This is a genomic window from Nonomuraea sp. NPDC059194, from assembly GCF_042754765.1.
In the GTDB taxonomy this organism is placed as follows: Bacteria; Actinomycetota; Actinomycetes; order Streptosporangiales; family Streptosporangiaceae; genus Nonomuraea.
Window position 1 is genome coordinate 25,084 of the sequence record NZ_JBHZBH010000009.1, and the last position, 23,263, is coordinate 48,346.

Annotated in this window: 24 protein-coding genes and 1 riboswitch; of the genes, 6 read left to right on the plus strand and 18 right to left on the minus strand. The window is 70.2% G+C overall.

What is annotated here, in order from left to right; translation table 11 throughout:
* Nucleotides 1-149: 149 nt before the first annotated feature.
* The 5 genes from ACFXJ8_RS14205 to ACFXJ8_RS14225 all read right to left on the minus strand — a co-directional run bounded on the left by ACFXJ8_RS14205 (nt 150) and on the right by ACFXJ8_RS14225 (nt 5,299).
* Nucleotides 150-620 carry a bifunctional nuclease family protein gene (locus ACFXJ8_RS14205; RefSeq protein WP_192775495.1) on the minus strand — a complete coding sequence of 157 codons (471 nt, stop codon included), beginning with the start codon at nt 618-620 and terminating at the stop codon, nt 150-152.
* 187 nt (nt 621-807) lie between these two features.
* Entirely contained in the window at nt 808-1,464 is a 657-nt protein-coding gene (locus ACFXJ8_RS14210) for a MerR family transcriptional regulator (protein WP_379644295.1), read from the minus strand.
* On the minus strand, nt 1,461-1,964 hold the full coding sequence (locus ACFXJ8_RS14215) for an FHA domain-containing protein (protein WP_379644296.1): 504 nt from the start codon (nt 1,962-1,964) through the stop codon (nt 1,461-1,463). Before ACFXJ8_RS14215 ends, ACFXJ8_RS14210 begins: the two co-directional genes overlap by 4 nt.
* A gap of 205 nt (nt 1,965-2,169) precedes the next feature.
* Nucleotides 2,170-4,665, minus strand: a complete 2,496-nt coding sequence (locus tag ACFXJ8_RS14220) for a sugar phosphate nucleotidyltransferase (RefSeq protein ID WP_379644297.1) — start codon at nt 4,663-4,665, stop codon at nt 2,170-2,172.
* 4 nt (nt 4,666-4,669) lie between these two features.
* Entirely contained in the window at nt 4,670-5,299 is a 630-nt protein-coding gene (locus tag ACFXJ8_RS14225) for a CDP-alcohol phosphatidyltransferase family protein (RefSeq protein WP_379644298.1), read from the minus strand.
* A 91-nt stretch (nt 5,300-5,390) separates the two neighbouring features.
* Nucleotides 5,391-5,502, plus strand: a riboswitch (TPP riboswitch).
* Here ACFXJ8_RS14225 and thiC point away from each other — a divergent pair.
* Nucleotides 5,495-7,177: a phosphomethylpyrimidine synthase ThiC gene (thiC, locus tag ACFXJ8_RS14230; protein ID WP_379644299.1), complete on the plus strand. Its 1,683-nt coding sequence runs from the start codon at nt 5,495-5,497 to the stop codon at nt 7,175-7,177. It overlaps the preceding riboswitch by 8 nt.
* 31 nt (nt 7,178-7,208) lie before the next feature.
* Here the strand turns inward: thiC and ACFXJ8_RS14235 are convergent, their stop codons facing one another.
* The 4 genes from ACFXJ8_RS14235 to ACFXJ8_RS14250 form a co-directional block, all read right to left on the minus strand.
* Nucleotides 7,209-7,796, minus strand: coding sequence for a phosphoribosylanthranilate isomerase (locus ACFXJ8_RS14235; protein WP_379644300.1), 588 nt, complete (start codon nt 7,794-7,796; stop codon nt 7,209-7,211).
* 9 nt (nt 7,797-7,805) lie between these two features.
* The gene (locus tag ACFXJ8_RS14240) at nt 7,806-8,234 is read right to left on the minus strand and encodes a hypothetical protein (protein ID WP_379644301.1); all 429 of its coding nucleotides are present in this window, start codon (nt 8,232-8,234) and stop codon (nt 7,806-7,808) included.
* A gap of 86 nt (nt 8,235-8,320) precedes the next feature.
* On the minus strand, nt 8,321-8,995 hold the full coding sequence (locus ACFXJ8_RS14245) for a response regulator (protein WP_379644302.1): 675 nt from the start codon (nt 8,993-8,995) through the stop codon (nt 8,321-8,323).
* On the minus strand, nt 8,992-10,629 hold the full coding sequence (locus ACFXJ8_RS14250; RefSeq protein ID WP_379644303.1) for a sensor histidine kinase: 1,638 nt from the start codon (nt 10,627-10,629) through the stop codon (nt 8,992-8,994). The genes ACFXJ8_RS14245 and ACFXJ8_RS14250 overlap by 4 nt, the downstream gene beginning before the upstream one ends.
* Before the next feature lie 128 nt (nt 10,630-10,757).
* On the opposite strand from ACFXJ8_RS14250, the gene ACFXJ8_RS14255 reads away from it, so the two are divergent.
* Nucleotides 10,758-11,345 carry a class I SAM-dependent methyltransferase gene (locus ACFXJ8_RS14255; RefSeq protein WP_379644304.1) on the plus strand — a complete coding sequence of 196 codons (588 nt, stop codon included), beginning with the start codon at nt 10,758-10,760 and terminating at the stop codon, nt 11,343-11,345.
* Nucleotides 11,346-11,536: 191 nt separating this feature from the next.
* Complete coding sequence (locus ACFXJ8_RS14260; protein WP_379644305.1) at nt 11,537-12,718, plus strand: acyl-CoA dehydrogenase family protein; 1,182 nt, start codon at nt 11,537-11,539, stop codon at nt 12,716-12,718.
* Nucleotides 12,719-12,740: 22 nt separating this feature from the next.
* On the opposite strand, the gene ACFXJ8_RS14265 is transcribed toward ACFXJ8_RS14260, so the two are convergent.
* The 3 genes from ACFXJ8_RS14265 to ACFXJ8_RS14275 are packed head-to-tail and all read right to left on the minus strand — an operon-like array spanning nt 12,741 to nt 15,174.
* Complete coding sequence (locus tag ACFXJ8_RS14265) at nt 12,741-13,532, minus strand: enoyl-CoA hydratase/isomerase family protein (protein ID WP_379644306.1); 792 nt, start codon at nt 13,530-13,532, stop codon at nt 12,741-12,743.
* On the minus strand, nt 13,529-14,449 hold the full coding sequence (locus ACFXJ8_RS14270) for an alpha/beta hydrolase (protein WP_379644307.1): 921 nt from the start codon (nt 14,447-14,449) through the stop codon (nt 13,529-13,531). Before ACFXJ8_RS14270 ends, ACFXJ8_RS14265 begins: the two co-directional genes overlap by 4 nt.
* Nucleotides 14,450-14,487: 38 nt before the next feature.
* The gene (locus tag ACFXJ8_RS14275; RefSeq protein ID WP_379644308.1) at nt 14,488-15,174 is read right to left on the minus strand and encodes a gamma-glutamyl-gamma-aminobutyrate hydrolase family protein; all 687 of its coding nucleotides are present in this window, start codon (nt 15,172-15,174) and stop codon (nt 14,488-14,490) included.
* A gap of 392 nt (nt 15,175-15,566) precedes the next feature.
* Between ACFXJ8_RS14275 and ACFXJ8_RS14280 the strand changes: the two genes are divergently transcribed.
* Entirely contained in the window at nt 15,567-16,685 is a 1,119-nt protein-coding gene (locus tag ACFXJ8_RS14280; protein ID WP_379644309.1) for a globin domain-containing protein, read from the plus strand.
* A 37-nt stretch (nt 16,686-16,722) separates the two neighbouring features.
* Here the strand turns inward: ACFXJ8_RS14280 and ACFXJ8_RS14285 are convergent, their stop codons facing one another.
* A complete protein-coding gene (locus ACFXJ8_RS14285) occupies nt 16,723-17,472 on the minus strand; it encodes a helix-turn-helix domain-containing protein (protein WP_379644310.1) in 750 nt (249 codons plus the stop codon).
* 213 nt (nt 17,473-17,685) lie between these two features.
* On the opposite strand from ACFXJ8_RS14285, the gene ACFXJ8_RS14290 reads away from it, so the two are divergent.
* Together ACFXJ8_RS14290 and ACFXJ8_RS14295 are read left to right on the plus strand one after the other, a co-directional pair.
* Complete coding sequence (locus ACFXJ8_RS14290; protein WP_379644311.1) at nt 17,686-18,780, plus strand: WD40/YVTN/BNR-like repeat-containing protein; 1,095 nt, start codon at nt 17,686-17,688, stop codon at nt 18,778-18,780.
* Nucleotides 18,781-18,783: 3 nt separating this feature from the next.
* On the plus strand, nt 18,784-19,116 hold the full coding sequence (locus ACFXJ8_RS14295; RefSeq protein ID WP_379644312.1) for a hypothetical protein: 333 nt from the start codon (nt 18,784-18,786) through the stop codon (nt 19,114-19,116).
* A gap of 77 nt (nt 19,117-19,193) precedes the next feature.
* Here ACFXJ8_RS14295 and galE read toward each other — a convergent pair whose 3' ends face one another.
* The 5 genes from galE to ACFXJ8_RS14320 form a co-directional block, all read right to left on the minus strand.
* Entirely contained in the window at nt 19,194-20,171 is a 978-nt protein-coding gene (gene galE / locus ACFXJ8_RS14300; RefSeq protein ID WP_379644313.1) for a UDP-glucose 4-epimerase GalE, read from the minus strand.
* Nucleotides 20,172-20,175: 4 nt separating this feature from the next.
* Entirely contained in the window at nt 20,176-20,958 is a 783-nt protein-coding gene (gene thyX, locus ACFXJ8_RS14305) for an FAD-dependent thymidylate synthase (RefSeq protein WP_379644314.1), read from the minus strand.
* Nucleotides 20,959-21,034: 76 nt separating this feature from the next.
* The gene (locus ACFXJ8_RS14310) at nt 21,035-21,391 is read right to left on the minus strand and encodes an HNH endonuclease (RefSeq protein WP_379644315.1); all 357 of its coding nucleotides are present in this window, start codon (nt 21,389-21,391) and stop codon (nt 21,035-21,037) included.
* A 258-nt stretch (nt 21,392-21,649) separates the two neighbouring features.
* Nucleotides 21,650-21,835 carry a hypothetical protein gene (locus ACFXJ8_RS14315; protein ID WP_379644316.1) on the minus strand — a complete coding sequence of 62 codons (186 nt, stop codon included), beginning with the start codon at nt 21,833-21,835 and terminating at the stop codon, nt 21,650-21,652.
* A 207-nt stretch (nt 21,836-22,042) separates the two neighbouring features.
* Nucleotides 22,043-23,188: an amidohydrolase family protein gene (locus tag ACFXJ8_RS14320; RefSeq protein WP_379644317.1), complete on the minus strand. Its 1,146-nt coding sequence runs from the start codon at nt 23,186-23,188 to the stop codon at nt 22,043-22,045.
* Nucleotides 23,189-23,263 lie beyond the last annotated feature (75 nt).

Genomic DNA, 23,263 nt, shown 5'->3' on the forward strand with positions numbered 1-23,263 from the left:
TCGCAAAGGACAACCACAGGTTTCACTTGCACCGTAGGACCGTGACCATCCGCAGTCAACGATCCGGCTCGGCGCGTCGTGAAGCGTAAATGCAGTGAAATGCGCACCCCAGGTGTCGGCCAAGGGTGTAAGCCTTCACGCAGGGAGTCCTACCCAGCGCGTCCGAAGTCCTCGGGCGTGATGTTGTCAAGGAACTCCCTGAACTTCTCCACCTCGTCCTCCTGGTCATCGGGGATGACCACGCCGGCCTCCTGCACGACCTCCTCGCTGGCGAAGATCCGCGCACCCGTGCGCAGCGCCAGGGCGATCGAGTCGGACGGGCGCGCGCTCACCTCGACGCCGTTGGAGAACACCAGATCGGCGAAGAAGATCCCGTCACGCAGAGCGACGATATTGACCGCGCGCAAGCCGACGCCCAGCGCGCTCAGCACGTCCCTGAACAGGTCGTGGGTCAACGGCCTGGGCGGAGGCTCCTCCGCCTGGGCGAGCGCGATGGCCGTGGCTTCGGTCATTCCTATCCAGATCGGGAGAAACCTCTCACCCTGCGCCTCCTTGAGCAGAACGATCGGCTGATTTGTAGGCATTTCAACGCGAACGCCCACTACCTCCATCTGCAACACGGGCTGCTCCGAATTCACGATCCATGGGCCGCATCTTCCGCACTTCAACGTAACACCCACTGGGTAGGTAATATCCCCTGCCCCGGTGACTGCCCGCCAACCTACCGCCTTCATGGTCACCGCGGTCGCCGCCGCCTTCCCCTGCGGGAGCGGGCCTGCGGGCTTTTCGTGCTTTCGGGAAGCGAGGTCAGCCGCCGAGAACCGAACGGACGGCGGTGCGCAGAAGGGCGGCGTGCAGGTCGAGAAGCTGTCCCGACAGCTGCCTGGCCACCTCGTCGGCCTCACCGATGGCGCCGGGGGCGCGCCGCTTGAGTATGGGGGCGACGCTCTGCTCGACCAGCCCCGCCTCGCGCTCGGCCGCGGCCTTGACCGCCCGCAGGTGCCTGGCGTGCAGGCCGTACCTGGCCAGGGCGCCGATGCTGCGCGCCACCTTCAGCGCGTCCTCGTCGTAGCGCCTGGCCACCGGCGAGAGCAGGCCGTAGTCTTCGAGCTCGGTGAGCGTCTCCTCGTCGAGCCCGCTGGCCTCCAGCAGCTCGGCCCGGCTGAGCCTGACCTCCTTGGCCGCCTCGGGCAGCGCGCGGGGACGGCCGAGCTCGTCGGCCATCTTGTCCTTGATGACCTTCAGCGGCAGGTAGTGGTCGCGCTGCTCGGTGAGGATGAAGCGCAGTTGCTCCACGTGCATGTAGGTGAACTTGCGAAACCCCGAGGGGCTGCGCTCGGGCTCGATCAGCCCTTCGCTCTCCAGGAAACGAATCTTGGAGATGGTGACGTCGGGGAATTCGCCCTGCAGGTGGGCGAGCACCTCCCCGATGCTCATGTGCGACCGCGCCGCCTGGGAACTCATGCGCCCCGCGTGAGGAAGACGAGGCGGAACTTGCCGATCTGCACCTCGTCGCCGCTGTGGAGGGGAACCTCCTCGATGCGCTCCCTGTTGACGTAGGTGCCGTTGAGGCTGCCGACGTCGCGGACGGTGAAGGCGCCGCCGGGGTGGCGGTAGAACTCCACGTGCCGCCGCGAGACCGTGATGTCGTCGAGGAAGATGTCGCTCTCGGGGTGGCGGCCCGTCGTCGTCAGGTCGCGGTCGAGGCGGAAGCGGCTGCCCGCGTTGGGGCCGCGCGTGACGACCAGCAGCGCCGCGCCGGGCGGGAGCTGCTCGACGGCGGCTCGCTCGGCCAGGAGGGCGTCAGCCGTCTCCGCTTCATACGCCTCGATTCCCGCGACGGAGATCGTCGAGGTGGTGTCTCCAGCGACCTCATGCCTGGTCAGCGGCGACCCACACCGGGAGCAGAAACGGGCATCCTCGGGGTTGGCATGACCGCACTGCGTACAGTAGACGTACGGCATCTATCGGCTCGGCCTCCTACCGCGAGAACGCGGCGACGGTTGATCAGGTCGCCCCACGCCTCTCGCTCGTTCACGATTGCGAATGCCGCAACTTACGCTGATCACTGGCAAAGGTCAAGGCGGGACGCCGCACGACGGGTTCGGACGGTGACAAAGTTACCGCCGAGCCGCCCCCAAGGTCCATGCCGCCGCGCCACTTGTGTTGTCACGTTCCTGCCGCCTGCTCGACCACCCGCGCCCATCTGTCAAGGAATGCCTCCGCTGTGTCGAAATCATGCGCTTCGGCCCATAGTTCCGTCGCGGGTTCGGAGGCGGCAGGCAGGATGAGCGCCCAGCGCCCGTCGTCCCCGACGACCCGCACGCCGTCGGTGGTGTCGATGCGGAAGCCCTCGGCGGCCTCGATGACCGAGCGCATGACGGCGCCCTTGGTGGCCCACGGCGTCGGAACCGTCCGCTTGAGCAGCTTGGCCTCGGGGATGCGGGCGTCGATCTGGCTGAGCGTCAGGCGGGTGCGGGCCACCAGGCCGAGCAGGCGCAGGAAGGCCGCCAGGCCGTCCACCGTGGGCCCGAACTCCGGCACGATGAAACCGCCCCTGCCGTCGCCCGCGAAGATCATGTACGGCTTGGCGGCCGCGGAGGTGAGCGCGTCGAGCGCGGTGGAGGTCCACTCGACCTGCACGCCGTGGAAGCGGCACACCTGCTCGGCCACCCTGGTCGTGGTGACGGGCAGCGCCACCCTGCCGCGGCGGCGTTCGGCGGCGACCAGGTCGAGCACCACCAGCAGCGCCCGCTCCTCGCTGATGAGCTGGCCCATCTCGTCGACCAGGGCGATGCGCTCTCCGACGGGGTCGAAGCGGACGCCGAAGGCGGCGCGGGAGGAGCCGACGAGCTCCGACAGGCGTTGCAGGTCGCGGCGGCGTTCGGCGAGCGTCTCGGTGGGCGAGGCGGAGTCGAGCCTGGCGTTGACGGTCAGCACCTCGACGCCGAGGCGGCCGAGCAGGGTGGGCAGGACCACCGAGGCGGTGCCGCCCGCGCAGTCGACGACCACCTTCATGTCGTTGACGCCGGTCATGTCGACGCAGCGCAGCAGTTCCTGGGCGTAGTCCTCGACGGCCCTGGCGGGGAAGCTGAGCTCGGCGATCTCGCCGGGGAAGGCCCTGCGGAACTCCTGGCGGGAGAAGACGCGCTCCAGCTTGCGCTGGGCGGCGGGGGTGAGGTCGGCGCCGTGGGCGTCCATGAAGACGATGTCGACGCTCTGCGGGTCGCCTGAGGTGGTGCGCAGGGCGATGCCGCCGCCGGCGGGCCTGCGGGAGGTGTGGAAGCGCGCGACGGGCAGCGGCATGGCCTCCAGGTCGAGCACGTCGATGGCCCCCGCGGTCAGCGCGCTGATCACCGCGCGTTTGAGCGCTCTGGCCGCGCGGGAGGAGTCGCGCGAGGTGATGACCTGCTGGCCCTTCTTCAGGGTGGTGGCGTAGGCGCTGGCCAGCCGTACGCACAGCTCGGGGGTGATCTCGACGTTGACCAGGCCGCTGACGCCGCGCGGGCCGAACAGGCTGCGCTGGCCCCGCGACTCCCAGATGACGCTGGTGTTGACGACCGCGCCCGCCTCGATGGTCTTGAACGGGTAGACCTTGACGCCGCTGGAGACGTAGGCCTCGGCCTCGATGACGCACTCGTCGCCGACGACGGCGGTCTCCTCGATGCGGGCGCCGGTCATCACGTCGGTGTTCTTGCCGATGACGCAGCCGCGCAGGTGCGCGCCGGGGCCGATGTAGACGTTGTCGTGGACGACCGCGCGGTGCAGGAAGGCGCCTTCGCGCACGACGGCGTTGCTGCCGAGCACGGTGTACTCGCGCAGCTGCGCGCCCGCCTCGATCTTGACGTAGTCGCCGATGAGCAGCGGGCCCTTCAGGACGGCCTCGGGGTCGACCTCGGCGCCCTCGCCCACCCAGACGCCGGGCGACATCTCGAACCCTCCGATGTCGAGCCTGACCCGGCCGGTCAGCGCGTCGGCCTGGGCCTTGAGGTAGCTCTCGTGGGTGCCGACGTCCTCCCAGTAGCAGTCGGAGACGTAGCCGTAGATGGGCGCGCCGCGTTCGAGCAGGCGGGGGAAGACGTCGGAGGACCAGTCGACGGCCTCTCCCGCGGGGACGTCATCGAGGACTTCGGGCTCCATGACGTAGATGCCGGTGTTCACCGTGTCGGAGAAGACCTGGCCCCAGGTGGGCTTCTCGAGGAAGCGCTGCACCCTGCCGTGCTCGTCGACGATGATGATCCCGAACTCCAGCGGGTTGGGGACACGCGTCAGGCCGATGGTGACGAGGGCCGAATTCTCCCGGTGAAACCGGATCATGTCGGATAAATCGATATCCGTCAGGGCGTCGCCGGAAATGACCAGAAAGCGATCATCGCGGAGTTTGTCGGCGGCGTTCTTGACGCTGCCCGCCGTACCGAGGGGAAGATCTTCGGTGGCGTAGTGCAGGCGCATGCCGAGCTCGTCGCCGTCGCCGAAGTAGCTGCGCACCAGCGCGGCCAGGAACTGGACCGTGACCACGGTTTCGGTCAGGCCGTGTTTCCGCAGCAGCCGGAGCACGTGTTCCATGATCGGGCGGTTGACCACAGGGAGCAGGGGCTTGGGCTGGTTCGCGGTCATCGGCCGCAGCCGAGTGCCCTCCCCACCTGCCATGACGACCGCCTTCACCCGATCACTCCTTCTTCGCGGTTTCCCCGGGATCGCGCAGCTCTCCCCTGGCAGCGGTGACGAGCCGGCGCACCTGTACCACATACAACACGCCTGCCCACCAGTACAGACCCGTTCCCCAAATGGCGAACGCCCATCCGATAATCTTCGCGATTTCGGCATACCAGGAGCCGGTGTGCGAAGCCAGGAAGAGCAGCGGGAAGGCGTACATCAGATTGGCCATGGCCGCTTTGCCAAGGAAATGCACGGGCAGTGCCTTGTAGCCGTATTTGCGGAGCACGGGAAAGAAACATCCGACAAAGACTTCCCGTGCCAGGATGATCGCGACGAGCCACCAGGGGATCACCTCCCGCAGCACCAGGCCGAGCAGGGTGGCGAAGACGTAGAGCTTGTCGGCGGCCGGGTCGATGAGGCGGCCCAGCCGGCTGGTCTGGTTCCAGGCGCGGGCGATCTTGCCGTCGAGCCAGTCGGTGAACCCTGCCACCATGAGCAGCCCGATCGCCCAGCCGTCCGCCTTGGGCCCCAGAACCAGCCAAAGGAACACGGGCACGCCGAGGAGCCGCAGGAAGCTCAGCAGGTTGGGAACCGTCCAGATCCGGTCCTCCGCTGACGAAGGGGCGGAAGTTTCGCTCACGCTTGCGACCCTACTGCGTCGCCGACCTGCGCACGCTGCACGGTTTCGGGTCGGGGGTTGCGCGGCACCCCCGTGATCGGGTTACGGTTACGCCGACCAACGCGGGAGCCCGGTGTGACCGGGCTGAGAGGACGGCTGTCAGCCGCCGACCGCCAGAACCTGCTCCGGGTAATGCCGGCGAAGGGAGTTTGCGCGATGAGTGACGCGCGCTTTTCCAAGATCTACCAGGGCGACCTCCGGGTTCCGATGCGCCGCATCGAGCTGAGCGACGGCACGTCCTTCACCGTCTACGACACCTCCGGCCCCTACACCGACCGGAGCGTGGAGACCGACGTCACCCGCGGCCTGGCCGCCCTCAGGGAGCAGTGGATCCTCGACCGCGGCGACGTGGCCAGGTACGGCGGCCGCCAGCCCCAGCCCGTCGACGACGGCTACCGCGACCAGGGCGCGTGGAAGCGCGCGAGCGTCAACGCGTTCGCCGGCGCGCGCCGCGACCCCCTGCGGGCGGTGGGCGCGCCCGTCACCCAGCTCGCCTACGCCCGCAGGGGCGTGGTGACCAGGGAGATGGAGTTCGTCGCGGTCAGGGAGGGCGTGGACCCTGAGTTCGTCCGCGCGGAGGTGGCGGCGGGCAGGGCGATCATCCCCGCCAACGTCAACCACCCCGAGAGCGAGCCGATGATCATCGGCAGGAACTTCCTCGTCAAGATCAACGCCAACATCGGCAACTCCGCCGTCACCTCCTCGGTCGAGGAGGAGGTGGAGAAGATGACCTGGGCCATCCGCTGGGGCGCCGACACGGTCATGGATCTGTCGACGGGCCGCGACATCCACACCACCCGCGAGTGGATCATCCGTAACTCCCCCGTCCCCATCGGCACCGTCCCCCTCTACCAGGCGCTGGAGAAGGTCAACGGGGTGGCCGCCGACCTGTCGTGGGAGGTCTACCGCGACACCCTCATCGAGCAGTGCGAGCAGGGCGTCGACTACGTCACCGTGCACGCCGGCGTACGACTGGCGTACGTGCCGCTCACCGTGGGCCGCAAGACCGGCATCGTCTCGCGCGGCGGCTCGATCATGGCGGCGTGGTGCCTGGCGCATCACCGCGAGAGCTTCCTGTACGAGAACTTCGAGGAGATGTGCGAGATCCTCGCCTCCTACGACGTCGCCTTCTCCCTCGGCGACGGGCTGCGGCCCGGCTCCATCGCCGACGCCAACGACGAGGCACAGTTCGCCGAGCTGCGCACGCTGGGCGAGCTGACCAGGATCGCTCATGCGCACGACGTCCAGGTCATGATCGAGGGACCCGGTCACGTGCCGATGCACAAGATCAAGGAGAACGTCGACCTGCAGCGCGAGCTGTGCGACGACGCCCCCTTCTACACCCTCGGACCGCTGGTCACCGACATCGCGCCCGGCTACGACCACATCACCTCGGGCATCGGCGCGGCCATGATCGGCTGGTACGGCACGGCGATGCTCTGCTACGTCACGCCCAAGGAGCACCTCGGCCTGCCGAACAAGGACGACGTCAAGACCGGCGTCATCACCTACAAGATCGCCGCGCACGCCGCCGACCTGGCCAAGGGCCATCCGGGAGCGCAGGCGTGGGACGACGCGCTCTCGGACGCGCGGTTCGAGTTCCGGTGGGAGGACCAGTTCGACCTCTCGCTCGACCCCGACACCGCCAGGGCCTTCCACGACGAGACGCTGCCCGCCACCCCCGCCAAGACGGCGCACTTCTGCTCGATGTGCGGGCCGAAGTTCTGCTCGATGCGGATCTCCCACGACCTGCGGGCGCAGGAGGGGATGCGGGAGAAGGCCGAGGAGTTCGTGCGCGGCGGCGGCCAGGTCTACCTCCCCCAGCCCGAACGCCGCTGAAGCCCGCCGCCCAGGCTCCCGGGAGCGGGGTCTAGGAACGGGCCGCGCGCAGGAAGGAGCGGATGAGGGCGGAGTCCTTCACGCCCCTGGAGATCTCCACGCCGCTGGAGACGTCGACGCCCCACGGCCCCGCCTCGGCGATCGCCTGCCGTACGTTGGCGGGGTCGAGGCCACCGGCCAGCAGCCAGTGGCCCGAGGGCCTGCCGCGCACGGCCGCCCAGTCCCACGGCTGGCCGGCGCCGGCCCTGGGCGCGTCGACGATCAGCAGGTCCTCGTCGAACGCCCCGGTGCGCAGGTCGGCGTCGGCCGCGACGGCGCGCACGAGCGTGCGGCCGAGATCCTTCAGCGCGGTGAAGTCGGCGTGCGGATGGCGGCCGTGCAGCTGGACGGCGCCCACCCCGGCGGCCGTGGCGGCCTGCCGTACCTGCTCGACGGGCTCGCCCATGAAGACGCCGACCGTCAGCACGTGGCCGGGCACCAGCGCGGCGAGCTCGGCGGCCCGCGCGGGGCTCACCCTGCGCGGGCTGGCGGTCAGCACGAACCCGATCGCGTCGGCGCCGGCCTCGACGGCCGCCTCGACGTGCTCGGGCTCGCTCAGCCCGCAGATCTTCACGAACATGGGCCCAGCCTAGCGGCGGCGCGCGGCCGAGGGCGACCACGCCCACACCGTGGTGAGGGCCAGCAGCCCGAACATCAGCACGCCGTTGGGGACGTGCGCGCCGAGGCCGATGAACAGCAGGAAGTGCTGGGCGATGCCGAGCAGGAACAGCGCGAGGCTCGCCAGGGCGGGCCAGCCCGCGCCCCTGCCCGGACGCCAGTAGAGGACGGCGGCGACGACCTGGAGCAGGCCGACCAGGTGGGAGACCATGCCGACCATGACATGGGTCTCGGCGGTCGCCAGGTCGGCGGTGAGCGAGGTCTCGCCGTAGACCAGCGCCTGTCCCGCGAAGGAGGCCGCCACCAGCAGCGAGACCGCGTGGGCGAGCACCAGGACGCGCAGGGTGTACAGCAGGCCGGGTGAGACGGGGGCGGACGTGGCCGAGCGCACGTCGTACATGAGGGTGGTCCTTCCTTCTGAGGTGAGGACCACATCGTGGCCGGTCGGGGCGATCGGGGTCGTCAGCCTGCCGGGTGATCCCCCGGTCACCCCCTGGGCGGATGGCGCACCGGGCGGAAGGCCGCGTCGACCAGGCCGATGCGGTGGGCGACGACCGCGGCCTGGATGCGGTTGCGCAGGCCGAGCTTGTCCATGGCCGAACCGACATGGGTCTTGACGGTGGTGACGCCGACGTGGAGGCGGTCGGCGATCTCGGCGTTGGACAGGCCGGTGCCGACCAGGGCGAGCACCTCGAGCTCGCGTTCGGTGAGCCCGGCCGGGGTGGGCGCGGCCTGCTGCTCGGCCGCCAGCGCGCGCTCGACCACTCTGCGCAGCACGGAGGGGGCGAGCAGCTGCTCGCCCGAGGCGGCCCTGCGCACGGCCTCGACCATGCGTTCGGGCTCGTCGTCCTTGACCAGGAAGCCGAGCGCGCCGACGCGCAGCGCGGCGTAGACGTTGGCGTCGTCGGCGAAGGTGGTCAGCACGACGATCTTCGCGGCCGGCTGGGCGGCCAGGATCCGCTTGATCGCCTCGAGCCCGTCGACTCTCGGCATGCGCAGGTCCATGAGCACGACGTCGGGCCTGTGGTGCTCGGCGAGGCGGACCGCCTCGGCCCCGTCGTCGGCCTCGCCGACGACCTCCATGTCGCCCGCCGCCTGCAGCAGCATCCGGACGCCCGCCCTGACCAGGGCCTGGTCGTCGGCCACCACCACGCGGATCACATCGTCACCTTTGTCTTGGAAGTCTTGGAAGTCGTGGACGTCGTGGAGAAGGAATAGGGGCTGGGGTAGGGCAGGGTCACGGCCAGGCGCCAGCCGCCGCCGTCGGGGCCGGCGGTCAGCGTGCCGCCCAGCGCCCTGGCCCGCTCGCGCATGCCGGCCAGGCCCTGGCCCGAGGACGGCAGCGGCTCGCGGAAGGTGGGCGGGCGGCCGTTGACCACCTCGACGACCAGCTCGCCGTCACGCGCGGCCAGCGCGACCCTGACGGCGGTGCCTGGGCCGGCGTGCTTGAGCACGTTGGTCAGACCCTCCTGGACGATGCGGGCCGCCGAGGCCCTGGCCACCAGCGGCGCCTCGCCGAGCGCAGGGTCGAGGACGAGGTCGACGACCAGCCCCGCGGCGCTCATCCGCTCGGCGGACTCGGTGACGACGTCGGCCGGGTCGGCCAGCAACGTCGCGTCGTTGCCGGGGTCGCGCAGCACGTCGAGCAGTCCGCGCAGGTCCTCGAGCACCTGGTGGCCGGTCTCCTTGATGTCGGCGAGCGCGTCGGCGACGGGCCCGTCGGGCGCGGCGTAGCGGGCGGCGGAGGCGCGCAGCACCATGGCGCCGACGTGGTGGGCGACGATGTCGTGCACCTCGCGGGCGATGCGTTCGCGCTCGGCCAGCTGGTCGGCGCGCAGCTGGGCGATCGCCAGCCGTTCGGACTCGCGCACCCGCAGCCGCTCGGCCTCCGCGGCCGCCTGCCTGGCCCCGGCGTACCTGCCGATCGCGATCGGGGTGGCGACGACCACGAGTAGCAGGACGACCTTGAGCGGGGTGACGCTGTCGTCGCCGTTGACCACGACCACCGCGGCCAGCGAGGCGGCGGCCACGTAGACCACGAGGTTCCAGAACCAGGAGGCCACGCGCATCGCGAACACGCCGACCGCGGCCAGCAGCGCGACCTGGATGGTGGTGGTGGCCGCGGGGATGAACTGGTGCGCGCTCAGCAGCAGCACGCTCTCGACCCCGACCACGGCGGCGGGCAGCCGCCTGGCCACGCCCAGCGCGAGGCCCGCTCCCACGACGAAGGAGCCGATGACCCAGGCGGGCTGGCTGCCGTTGTGCCAGTAGGACCAGGTGCCCAGCACGGCGACGGCCACGCCCGCGCCCGCCAGCAGTACGTCGGGGGTGATCTCGGGGGCTTCGAGCCGCCCGGCGGGGCCGCGCAGGTAGCGGCCGACGAGGGCGGGCAGCAGGGCGATGCCGACGGGGTAGAACCAGGCCTGGCTGGTGAAGGCGAGGCCGGGGTCGGCGATGTTGAGCCCGGTGGCCAGCGTGCCCGCGCTCACCACGATCAGGGCGGCCTGCCAGCCGCGGAAGTAGCCGGTGGCGCCGATCGCGACGCACATCAGGATCTGCGCGGTGTTGGAGGTGAAGGAGCCGATCTGGTCGGTGAAGACGAGCAGGCCGGCCAGGTAGAGGCCGACGGGGGCGGGCCAGCGGCGCACGAGCCCCATCGGGGCGCCGACCAGCACCGCGAACAGGGGCACGAGCCATTCGGCGCGCGGGCCGCCCGCCTTGCCGGACATCAGCAGGTCGAGGGCGACTCCGGAGACGGCGAGCAGCACGTCGGGGGCCAGACCACGCCATCGCATGGCACAACCGTATCGACGGGCGTGACCTGCTCGATCCTCCAGTCGGAGGAGTGCGCATCCTCCTAGTGGCCGGACATTCGCCCGTAAGATGGATTACCTGTTTTGACCCCGCACCGTAACGTTGTCCCATGCCCAACGACACCACGTTGTTCCTCGGCCAGTTCATGCGTTCGCCTGGCACGATCGGCGCCCTCGCGCCGAGTTCCCGACGGCTGGCCGAGGTCGTCTGCACGTCCGTGCCCGAGCGGGGCGAGCCGACCGTGGTCGAGTTGGGTCCTGGCACCGGCCCGTTCACGGCGGAGATCCAGCGCAGGCTGAACGGGCGTGGCCACCACCTGGCGGTGGAGCTGAATCCGACGCTGGCCACCTTGCTCGCCGACCGGTTCCCGCTGGTGGACGTGGCGCAGGACGACGCGGCGCGGCTGCCGGACCTGCTGCGGGAGCGGCACCTGGCCAGGGCCGATGTGGTGGTCAGCGGGCTGCCGTGGGCGGCCTTCCCCGAGGATCTGCAGCGGCGGCTGCTCGGCGCGGTGACCGCCACGCTGTGCCCTTCGGGGGCTTTCACGACGTTCTCCTACGTTCACGCGATGCCGCTGGCCTCGGCGCGCCGCTTCCGGGCGCTGCTCGGCGAGCGGTTCGAGGAGGTGGTGCTGGGGCGCACGGTGTGGCGCAACACGCCGCCGGCGTACGTGCTGCACGCGCGCCGGCCGCGCTGACCTCCCCTTCTTCTTCCCGTACGGCTTCGCACGGGACAGGCCACCGTGGTCACCGGTGGCCGCCCGTCCATCACGCGTGCTCCATCGGATGCCGGCCGGGCGCCGTCACGTCAGGGATCTTGGCCTGTCGCCCTGTCCAGGCACAGAACTTCGTTCTACGATTGCGCACGCAACGAGAACGGAGTGATCACGTGGACTTCACGCTTCCCGAGAGCGCGCTTGCCGTCCAGAAGGGCGTCGGGGACATCTGCGCACGCTACGGCATGGACTACTGGCAGCGTTGCGAGGCCGACAAGCGCTGGCCCGAGGAGGTGTGGGCGGAGCTGGCCAAGGGCGGGTGGCTCGGCCTGGCCGTACCCGAGGAGTTCGGGGGCGGCGGGCAGGGGCTGCTGGAGCTGGCGGTCGCGACCGAGACGCTGGCGGCCTCCGGCGCGGCGGGCGGGTCGGCGTTCACCTACGTGCTCACGCCGGGCTTCGGGGCGCTGACCCTGGCCAGGCACGGCAGCGCCCAGCAGCGCGCCGAGCTGCTGCCCAAGCTGGCCACGGGCGAGATCGAGACGTGTTTCGCGCTGACCGAGCCCGACGCGGGCTCCAACTCGCTGGCGATCACCACCTCGGCCAGGCGCGACGGCGGCGACTACGTGATCAACGGGCAGAAGATCTGGATCACCGGGGTTCAGCGGGCCACCTGGATGATGCTGGTCACCAGGACGATCCCGGCCGCCGAGGCCAGACCGCGCACCAACGGCATGACGGTCTTCCTGGTGAACGTGCCCGAGGCGGTGGCCGCGGGACAGTTGTCGTTCCGGCCGATCCCCAAGATGGGCGCCAACACCACGCCGTCGAACATGGTGTTCCTCGACGACCTGCGGGTACCCGCCTCCAGCGCGGTCGGCGAGATCGACCAGGGCGCCGTCGTGCTGTGGGACATCCTCAACCCCGAGCGGATCCTGCTGGCCGCCTCGGCGCTGGGCGGCGCCGAGGTGGCGCTGCGGGTGGCGGTCGACTACGCCAAGCAGCGGGAGGTGTTCGGGCGGCCGATCGGCGCCAACCAGGCGATCGCCTTCCCGCTGGCCCAGGTGAAGGCGAAGATCGAGCTGGCCAGGCTGATGCTGTACAAGGCGGCCTGGGCCTTCGACCGGCAGTTGCCGTGCGGGACCGAGGCCAACATCGCCAAGCTGACCGCCTCGCAGGCGGCGTGGGAGGCGGCCGACGCGGCCTTCCAGACGCACGGCGGGATGGCCTACTCGCTGGAGTACCCGGTCGCGCGGCTGCTGGCGGACGCCCGCATCGGGAAGGTCGCGCCGGTGACGGAGGAACTGCTGCTGAACTACCTGGCCACCCAGGTGCTGGGGCTGCCCAGGAGCTTCTGAGCCGCCCGGCTCGGGAGAAGGCTCAGGAGAAGGACGGCGGGCGCTTGTCCCTCAGCGCCCTGACGCCCTCCAGGACGTCCGGCCCGGAGAAGCCGAGGAACTCCATGGCCAGGGAGGCGTCGAAGGTCGGCCCCGCCGTGCGCAGCCAGTTGTTGAGCGAGTACTTGGTCAGCCTGATGGCCTCCTGCGAGCCGCTGGCCAGCCGCAGCGCGATCTCCATGGCCTTGTCGTGCACCTCGGCGTCGTCGACGCAGACGCTCACCAGGCCCATCCGCTCGGCCTGCTCGCCGGTGACGGGCTCGCACAGCAGCAGGTGGTACTTGGCCTTGGCCATGCCGCACAGCAGCGGCCAGATGATCGCCGCGTGGTCGCCCGCCGCGACGCCGAGCCTGGTGTGCCCGTCGATGATGCGTGCCGTACGGCCGGCGACGGAGATGTCGGCCAGCAGCGCGACGGCCAGGCCCGCGCCCACCGCCGGGCCCTGGATGGCGCTGACCACCGGTTTGGAGCAGTTGAGCACGTTGTAGACGATGTCGCGGGCCTCGACGAACACGCGCAGTCTCGTGGCGTGGTCGCGGGTCATCTCCTCGATCATCGACAGGTCGCCGCCCGCGGAGAAGGCCGTGCCCTCGCCCCTGACCAGCACAGCGCGCACCGCCTCGTCGCGGTCGAGGTCGCGCCAGATCTCGGCCAGCTCGCGGTGGCCGGTCATGTCGACCGCGTTCAGCCTGCCCGGCTCGCTGATCGTGATCCGCAGGACCCCGTCGGCGGGCCAGTCGAGCTTGAGCTTGTCGTAGCCGTCGTAGCCGCTCATGCCTCCAGCGCCGCCCTGAGCCGGTCGGCGACGTAGCCGCGGGCCTCCTCGGCCTGGTCGAAGTAGCCGGGCAGGCCGTAGAACCCGTGCACCATGCCCGGGTAGCGGCGCACCTCGACGGCGACGCCCTCGGCGGCCATGCGCGCGCCGTACGCCTCGCCCTCGTCGCGCAGCACGTCGTGCTCGGCGGTGACCACGGTCGCCGGCGCCAGGCCCGCGCAGGAGCCCAGCCGCAGCGGTGACAGGCGCGGGTCGAGCGGGTCGGCCGCGGCGGCGTAGCCGCGCACGAACCAGGCCATCTCAGCGGCGTCGAGCCCGTAGCCCTTGGCGTGGTCGCGGTAGCTGGGGGTGTCCATCGCCACGTCGGTGATCGGGTAGAGGAGCACCTGGTGGGCCAGGGCGAGCCCGGCGTCGCGCGCCTGCCAGGCGGCCACCGCGGCCAGGTTGCCGCCTGCGCTGTCGCCGATCACCGCGACGCGGCCGTTGCTCTGATAGAAGGCGGGGCGGGCGAAGATGTCGCGCACCACGGTCCAGGCGTCGTCGGCGGCGGCGGGAAAGGGGTGCTCGGGCGCGAGCCGGTAGTCGACCGACACCACGACGGACCCGGTCCTGACGGCCAGGTCTCTGCCGAGGGCGTCGTTGCGCCTGACGCTGCCGAACACCCAGCCGCCGCCGTGGAAGTAGACGATGACGGGCAGGACGTGGTCGCCGGGGTCGGCCCGGTAGACCCTGATCGGCACGTCGTCGGCCAGCGCGTCGCGGACGAAGGGCAGGCGCGTCAGCGGGCCGCGCTTGTCGGCCAGGCCGTCGACGGCGCGCAGCTGCTCGATCTCCGCCTGGCCCAGGCTCGCAGGATCGAGGCCGAGGTCGGAGGGGAAGAGCTCCAGATAAGCCCTGGCCTGGGGATGCAAGCTCATGATCCGAGCTTACTCATGAGGCACCCCATTTCTCATCACTATCGGGCGGCCTCCACGAGTGCCTCGAACAGCCGCATATCATCGCCGCGCTCGGGGTGCCACTGAACGCCGACGCCGAACCGGTGTCCCTGCAGCTCGATGCCCTCGACGATCTGGTCGTCGGCCCACGCCACCGCCAGCAGGCCGGTGCCGAGCCGCTTGACCGACTGGTGGTGGGGCGCGGTCACCTCGGTCCGATCGCCGAGCGCCTTGCCGAGCTTGCTGGAGACGCTGACCTGGATGACGTGCGGCCGTCCGGCCTCGGCGTGCCGTTCGTGGTCGAGGACGTCGGGCAGCCATGGGATCAGCGTGCCGCCCTGGGCGACGTTGAGCACGTGCATGCCGCGCGCCACGGCCAGGATCGGCACGTCGGCCTGGACGGCGGCGCGGGCCAGCGCCAGCTCGAACCTGTCGCGGTGCGGCTGCGGCTCGGCCACCCTGTCGTCCTGGTCGGCCCCGTAGGCCGAGGCCGCCACCTCGGCGCCGCCGGCCAGGACGATGCCGTCAAGGCCCCTGACGTAGTCGTCGACGGCGTGCAGGTTGAGCGGGGGCAGCAGGACGGGCGCCCCACCCGCCCGTTCGACCGCCTTGGAGTAGGAGGGCGGGCCGAGGACCGCCTCCCTCACCCAGTCGCCCCAGCGGGCGGCCTCGAAGTAGGCGGTGATGCCGATCAGCGGTCGAGACATGCGCGCTCCAGGGGGCCAGGTTCCTGGTCCATCATGGCGCACACGATTTCGGTTATGTCACCTATCCCGGGTATCAGTGCTGTCACTTCCGGCACATGTCGCCACGGATCGCCCGCCGCTCACCCGGTTCGTCCCCGCCCGCGGCCCTCGAAATGCGAATGCGATACGCATTCACTTTATTTGTGGTTCGGAAATAACGACACCGTTACGGATAGTTCGGGTTTCGCGCTGTATTGAGGTGAAACGGTTGTGACGTCAGGGAGGCGGTGTAAGACTCCGAATCGAGCGTACGGATACGCCGGGGCTGGCCGCACGCTCACAACCCGGAGCCGTCAGGGAGGTGGAACGACAGACCGGAATCACATTCTGGTCAAAGGGTGGGGTCAAAAGGCATGTCGTTGAATCCGCGCCTCGTCAAGGAGAGTTTCTCCGTCATCGAACCCGTCGCCGCCAAGGCGGCGGCCTATTTCTACGGCCGGCTGTTCGCGGAGAACCCGCATCTGCGGGGGATGTTCCCGCCAGCCATGGACGTCCAGCGCGACCGGCTCTTCTCCGCGCTGACCCGGATCGTGTGGAGCCTGGACAGTCCGGACAGCCTCGCCTCCTATCTCGGCCAGCTCGGCCGCGACCACCGCAAGTACGGCGTGCTCGCCGACCACTACACCGCGGTGGGCAACGCCCTGCTGGCCACCGTCAAACGCTTCGCCGCCGACATCTGGACCGCCGAGATCGAGGCCGCGTGGGTGGCCGCGTACACGGCCGCCGCCAACCTCATGATCGACTCGGCCGAGACCGACTCGGGCGTCTCCCCCGCGTGGTGGCTGGCCGAGGTCATCGACCACGAACAGCGCACGGACGACATCGCGGTCCTGACGCTGCGGCCGACGCAGCGCCTGCCGTACGTCGCCGGGCAGTACATCACCGTGCAGACCGCGCGCTGGCCGCGGGTCTGGCGGACCTTCTCCATCGCCAACGCGCCGCGCGAGGACAACACGATCAGGCTGCACGTGCGGGGGGTGTCGGGCGGCTGGGTCTCGACCACGCTGGTACGGCACACGCGCATCGGCGACACCATCATGCTCGGGCCGCCGATCGGCACGATGATCCCGCACGAGTCGGGCGGAAGGGACGTGCTGTGCGTGGCCGGCGGGACGGGCCTCGCGCCGATCAAGGCGATCATCGACCACATCATCACCTCGGGAAGGCGGCCCAACATCCACCTGCTGTACGGCGCGCGGACCTCCGCCGAGCTGTACGACCTGCCCGACCTGGTCCGCATGGAGTCGGCCTTCCCGTGGCTGCGGGTGCTGCCGGTGGTCTCGCACCAGCCGTCCTACGACGGGATGCGCGGGCATCTGCCGGAGGTGACGCAGCGCTTCCACTCCTGGGCCGAGCACGAGGTGTACGTGTGCGGGCCGCCCGCGATGGTGCACGAGACGGCCCGCAGGTTGCAGACGGACGGCGTACCGCCCGCGCGCATCCACCGCGACGTCGTCCAGGGCGAGCGCTGACCGACTTTCCAGCGGCCTTTCCCGCGGGGCCGGGGTGTCAGCGGAAGGCTGCGGCCGTCTCCTCGTCGTTGGGCCAGAACGTCTCGATCGCCAGCTCCGACACCGTCACGTCCACCGGCGTCCCGAACGTCGCGATCGTCGTGAACATCGACAGCACCCTGTCGCCGTGCCTGATCCGCAACGGCACCAGGATGTCGGCGATGCCCGGCACGTGCGCCACGTTCAGGTCCACGCCCGGGTAGGTGTAGCCCGCCACCTCGTCGTGCAGTTCGGCCAGCCGCCCGTCGCCCGAGGCCTCCGCCTGCCGCCGCAGCCGGTGCAGCAGGTGCGCCCGCACCTCCGCCAGGTTGACCAGCCGCCTGGCCATCGCCTCGGGGTGCAGCGACAGCCGCATCACGTTGATCGGCTCCTTCAGCAGCTCGGCGGGCACGCCCTCCATGAACATCCCCGCCGCCGCGTTGGCCGCCACCAGGTTCCACTCCGCGTCCACGACCAGCGCGGGGTACGGCTCGTGCCCTGCCAGGATCTTGTCCAGGGCCTGCCGTACGACCTCCATCTCGGGCGCGCGCACCTCCCGCTCGGGAAAGACGGGCGCGAACCCGGCCGCCATCAGCAGTCTGTTGCGGTGGCGCAGCGGCACGTCCAGCTCCTCGGCCAGTTTCATCACCATGTCCCTGCTGGGCTTGGCCCTGCCGGTCTCCAGAAAGCTGATGTGCCTTGCCGACACCTCGGCCTCGATGCCCAGGTCGAGCTGGCTGACCCGGCGCCGCTGACGCCAGGAACGCAACAGATCACCAAATGTCTCGTCTTGTACGGCAAGCGCTCCCATGCAGCGAACGCTAGCGGGAAACCGGAATCACCACGATTACCCATGACGTAATGACGGCACAGCGTTCTTCATGGCGCATTCTGTCGACGCGGGGCCCGGAAATCCGGCAGTCACGGGAAGTTGTCGGTGGCGCGTGACACGATGGCCAGCAAGCCAACATGGGAGACCAGCATGAGCGACGCACTACTCGCCGTCGGCACCCGCAAGGGGCTCTTCCTCGCCCGCTCCCGCGGCGGAGGCCCGTTCGACGTCGAACCCATCCAGTTCTCCACAGTCGCGGTCCACTCGGTCGCGATCGACACCAGGGGCGAACGGCCGAGGCTGCTCGCCGGCATCGAATACGGCCACTTCGGCCCCTCGGTGATGTACTCCGACGATCTCGGCAAGACCTGGAAGGAGGCCGAGAAGCCGCCCATCGCCTTCCCCGAGGGCACCGGGGCCACGCTGGAGAAGGTGTGGCAGCTGCTGCCCTCGCCGTCCGAGCCCGACGTGGTCTGGGCGGGGGTCGAGCCGGGCGCGCTGTTCCGCTCCGAAGACGGCGGCATCACCTACTCCCTGGTCGAGGGGCTGTGGGAGCATCCGCACCGGGCGCAGTGGCAGCCGGGCGGCGGCGGCCTGTGCCTGCACACGATCCTCGGCCACCCCACCGATCCGAAGGTCATGGGCGTGGCGATCTCGACGGGCGGCTTCTACCGTACGAGCGACGGCGGCCAGTCGTGGGAGGCGGCCAACCGGGGCATCAGGGCGCCGTTCATGCCCGAAGGGCAGCAGTATCCCGAGTTCGGGCAGTGCGTGCACAAGGTCGGCTTCCACCCGGCCAGGCCCGAGCGGCTGTTCCTGCAGCACCACTTCGGCGTCTACCGCAGCGACGACTTCGGCGGGTCGTGGACCGACATCGGCTCCTCGCTGCCGTCAGACTTCGGCTTCCCCGTCGTGGTCCACCCCGGCAGACCCGACACGCTCTACGTCCTGCCGCTGCACGCGGACATGGACCGCACCCCCGTCGGCCACCGCTACCAGGTCTTCCGCAGCGACGACGCGGGGGCGAGCTGGCAGCCCCACGGCCAGGGTCTGCCCGAGGGGCCCGTCTACGCCTCGGTGCTGCGCGACGCCATGACGGCCGCCGCCCTCGACGACAGCAGGGCCGGCGTCTTCTTCGGCACCCGCGACGGCTCGGTCTACGGCTCGCGCGACGACGGCGACACCTGGGGCGAGGTGGCCGCCCACCTGCCCGACGTCCTGACGGTCAGGGCGGCGGTGCTCTAGAGCATGGCCAAGCCCGCCATGCTCGTCGTCTTCGTGCTGCCCGGCACGCTGCGCCACTGGGTGAGCGGCCAGAGCGTGGTCAAGGTCTTCGCGGTAGGCCCCGACCACGACACGCCGCCCACCCTGGGCTCGGCCCTGGACACGCTGCGCCGTACCCACCCTTTGCTGGAGGGGCGGTTACGCGACGACGACGGCCGGATCAAGGGCCACATCAACCTGATCGTCTGCGGTGACCACACCCAGGGGCTCGGCGGGCTCGACTACGCCCTTCCGCCGGGCGCGGAGGTCTACGTCATGCCCGCCATCCCAGCCCCCGCCGGACCCGGCTGCGCCTAGCTGTATCGACCCGCACCTCCTCGCGCAGCCGCGCCAGGGTGCGCTCAGCCCCTCGCGCAGCCGGGCCGGGGGTGCTGCTAGCCGAGCAGTTCCTCGCGTAGCCGGGCCCACTGCAGCGAGTGCGCGATGCCCTCGGCGACGGTGTGTCTGGCCTGCCAGCCGAGCAGCCGGCCGGCCAGCTCGGTGCGGGTGTAGGCGCCGGCGACGTCGCCGGGGCGGGGGTCCGCCTCGACGACCTCGATGGGCCGGTCGGCCACCTCGTTGAACGCCGTCACCAGCTCGCGCACGGTCGTGCCGGTGCCGGTGCCGAGGTTGATGACGTCTTCGGTGAAGGTGTCGAACCGTTCGAGGGCGGCGACGTGCGCGGTGGCCAGGTCCCACACGTGGATGTAGTCGCGGATGCCCGAGCCGTCGCGGGTCGGCCACGAGGTGCCGGTGATCCGGAACGGCGTGCCCTCCTCCCACGCCTCGATCATCTTGCCCAGCGCGTGGCTGGGCCTGCGCAACTGCAGCCCCGTGCGCATCTTCGGGTCGGCCCCGATCGGGTTGAAGTAGCGCAGCGACAGGATCCTGATCGGCTGGGTGGCGCTGATGTCGGCGAACATCGCCTCGCACACGGCCTTGGTACGGGCGTAGGGGCTCTGCAGCGCCAGGCCCGAGCCCTCGTCGACGGTGAAGTCGGCGCCCGTCTCGTAGATCGAGGCGGACGAGCTGAAGATCATCTTCCGGCAGCCGTTGCGCAGCAAGTGAGCGACGAAGTCGAGACTCTTGGCGACGTTGGCCTGGTAGTAGCCAACGGGGTCGGCGACCGAGTCGGGCACCACGATGAGCGCCGCGCAGTGAACGACGGCCTCGATGTCGGGGTGCTCGGCGAAGACGCGGTCGACGAGCGCGCCGTCGGCGATGTCGCCCTCGTAGAAGTCGCGGCCCCGCGCGAACTCGCGGCGGCCCGTGACGAGGTTGTCGAGGATGACGGGGGTGATGCCCGCGTCGAGGCAGGCGGAGGCGACGGTGCTGCCGATGTAGCCGGCGCCACCGGAGATGAGGACCTTCACGGCGTCAGACTTTACGCCAGCCGGGGATCCATGCGCCGTCCTCGACGACGTAGTCGCTGAAGAGCGCTGGTGCCTCCTTGCGCATGAGCTCACCGATGCGCTGGAAGAGCATGCGGATCTCCTCCTCCGCCCCTACGGCGGTCCTGGCCTCGATGGTGTGCCGCAGGGTGCGGACGTTGGCCGTCCACACCAGGCCGGTGGCCACCCCCTCGGGAGCGAACCTGCGCATGAACGAGGTGCGGTGCTTCTTCTCCGAGAACGGCACGCCCTCGTTGTCGAGCCCGAAGTGCTCGGCCATCCACGTCTGGAACTCCTCGAGCTGGTCGAGTACGGCCGTGGCGCGCTCCATCAGTTCCGAGTCTTGGGTGGCCCAGTCGGGGAACCAGAACGGCAGGTCGGTCAGGCGCACGAAACGCAGCGACTCCTGCGAGATGGCGACCCCGGGGCGGTGCCGTACCAGCTCGTGAGTCAGCACCCGGCTCACGTTGTGGAGCACGAAGCCGAAGTTCACATGCTCGAGCACCGAACCGTGGGCGCTGGCGAGGATGTTGCGGAGGTATTCCGCCTGGTCTTCGCGGATGCGCGTCACGTTGGCGTTGAGGCCGGGCTCGAACGAGCGGTAGCAGAGCCTGCCGGCGAACTCGGCCAGGTCCTGGGCGTCCAGATCGCCCCGGTCAAGCCGCTCCAGCCACTTCTCGCCACCGACCTCGGCCAGGTACCGGGCAAGTTCCTTGTAGTCGAGCTCGGGACGGGAAACGAGAAAGACCTCAGGTTCGACCGCTCTCATGGAAGGGTCCCCCACCTTCGTTGATGTGATGTGACTGCCCAAGCAAACCAGGTCGCGTCCATGGTCGCGACTCGCCTCATGTGGGTGGCAGCGGGGTCGCGGCCCGAACCAGGATGCCACCGGCGAGGTGATTGCCCGCACCGGGGGCCAGCCGCACGCCGTAGACTCGCGCGGACGGCTCACGTTCGACGGACGCCACCCGTTCGGGCCGGGCCACGGCCACCTTTCCCCCACGGCGGGCGAGGACCTGCTCACTGTCTGTCTTGGCACGGTGACAGGCGAGGCAGGCGGGAGCGAGGTTGCGCTCGTCGAGCGCCCTGGTGAGGTCGAGAGCTACCGGAATGACGTGATCGAGCACGAGCTCGTCGCGGGGGAACTGCTCGCGACAGGAATAGCAGGTGTCGACGTCCCTGATGAGCCGGATCCTTTGCATGGTGGTCCACACTCCTATCCCTTGTCGCAGCGAGGGAGGCACGAGAGCCTGGGTCGGACGGGCCGCGGTGGCACCGATCATGACCTCCTCCCGGCGCGTAGAGCAGATGCCGGACGCCAGCCGTCCAGCGTCAGAACGCCTTGGCCGACCGCACACCGCAGCATGCGCCCGCCCTGCGTGGTAAGCCTCACGATGGGGGTTACCCCACAATCGACGATGTCGTCGATCTGTGTGCGCTGGGCGAGCAACGACACCTCGTCATACGTTCTCGCGTGATTGCGTCTGACGGATGACAGCTTTCGCACGGTGAGACGGGTTGCGCGCCCGAAACTCGGACACGGCGATCTCGGCCTCTTCACGAGCGGGATGCAAGCCCAGATAGTGCACTTTCCCGGCGACCTTGACCTGCGCCGCCCACTTGCCCGCCTTCGCATGCCAGGTCACCCCGCCCCCGGAGACCGAGACCCTGTCTCGAACCCCAACGTGCCAGTCTCTCCATCTGCTGATGCGCCAGATGGCCCTGCTCGCTGGCCAGGGTGATCTTCATGTCGCCCGCGACACTGTGAGTCATGCTGCACATTTCATCAGCAGACTGTGACAGTTTCAGTGCAGTCCGTGATTCGTCGTAAAGGCCCACCTCTCATGAGGTGTTCAGAGGCGGTAGACGCGGCGGGCGTTGCCTGAGCCGATCATGTGGGCGACGCGGGCGGCGTCGGCGGCGGTCCACTCCCCCGACCCGATCCTGGACGCCAGCACCTCGGCCAGGCCGCGCCTGAAGTAGAGGGCGCCGATGTGGCAGGTCTCGGCCAGGCCGTAGCAGTCGGAGCTGAACAGTTGCTTGTGGAATGGCACCAGCTCCAGCAGCTCGTCGAGCACCCTGGCCGAGCCGGCGGCCGTGTGGGTGAGGGCCAGGCCGACGTCGACGTGGACGTGCGGGAACACCCCTGACAGGTAGGCGGCCTGCCGGTGGTAGGGGTAGCAGTGCAGCAGGACGACCGGGACGCCGAGGGGCTGCAGCGCCCTGATGAAGCCGGTCATCTGGGCGGGGTCGGCGCGTGACAGGTCGAGGTCGGCGCCGCCGTACCCGGTGTGGAACTGGATCGGCAGCCCGCGGTCGCGGGCGACGTCGACGGCCGTCCACAGCAGGTGGCGCAGCAGGATCGGGTCGGTGAGCGGCTCCTTGGGGTCGGAGAGCCTGCGGTTGGCGGCGGCGATCACCGAGCCGCGGCTGGGCCGTGAGGGGTCGAAGTCGAGGCCGCACCGGTAGGCGATGACGGACTTGAGGCCGACGGCGCGCACGGCCCTGGCGACGAGCTCCTCGGCGAGGCTGTCCATGTAGTCGACGGCGACGTCGGCGGTCTCGGCGATGTCCTGCTCGACCTGCTCCAGGCGGACGATCTCGGCGGCCGCGGCGCCGCCGTGGCGGCCCATTTCGGCCGCCGTCAGCAGGTCGGGCGCTTCGAGCCCGGTGTCGACGAGGAAGGCGACGATGCCCGCGGCCCTCAGCAGCCGCCTGTTGACCTCGGCGGCGCCGAGCTCCTCGCGCCTGGCGAGGTAGACGGCGGGGGCGACGTGCGGTTCGAGGTCGAGGACGGGCGCGCACCAACGGCGGATGCCCGCGCCGAGCGGGGTGTCGAAGTGGGTGGTGCCCGGCGGGGCGGGCAGGCGTGACTCGCTGATCAGCAGCTCGAACTGGGCGCGGCCGAGGTCGTCGCGGCGCACCCCGTGGCAGTGGTGGTCGACGAGCGGGGCGAGCAGGGCTTCACGCACGGCGTCCGGGAGGGCTACGGGGAGCATGCGCCCGACTCTAGAGCGTGATCGCCGCGTGGGCCGCGATTTTGCCGACCGCGTACCCGAAGATCCCACACGAGC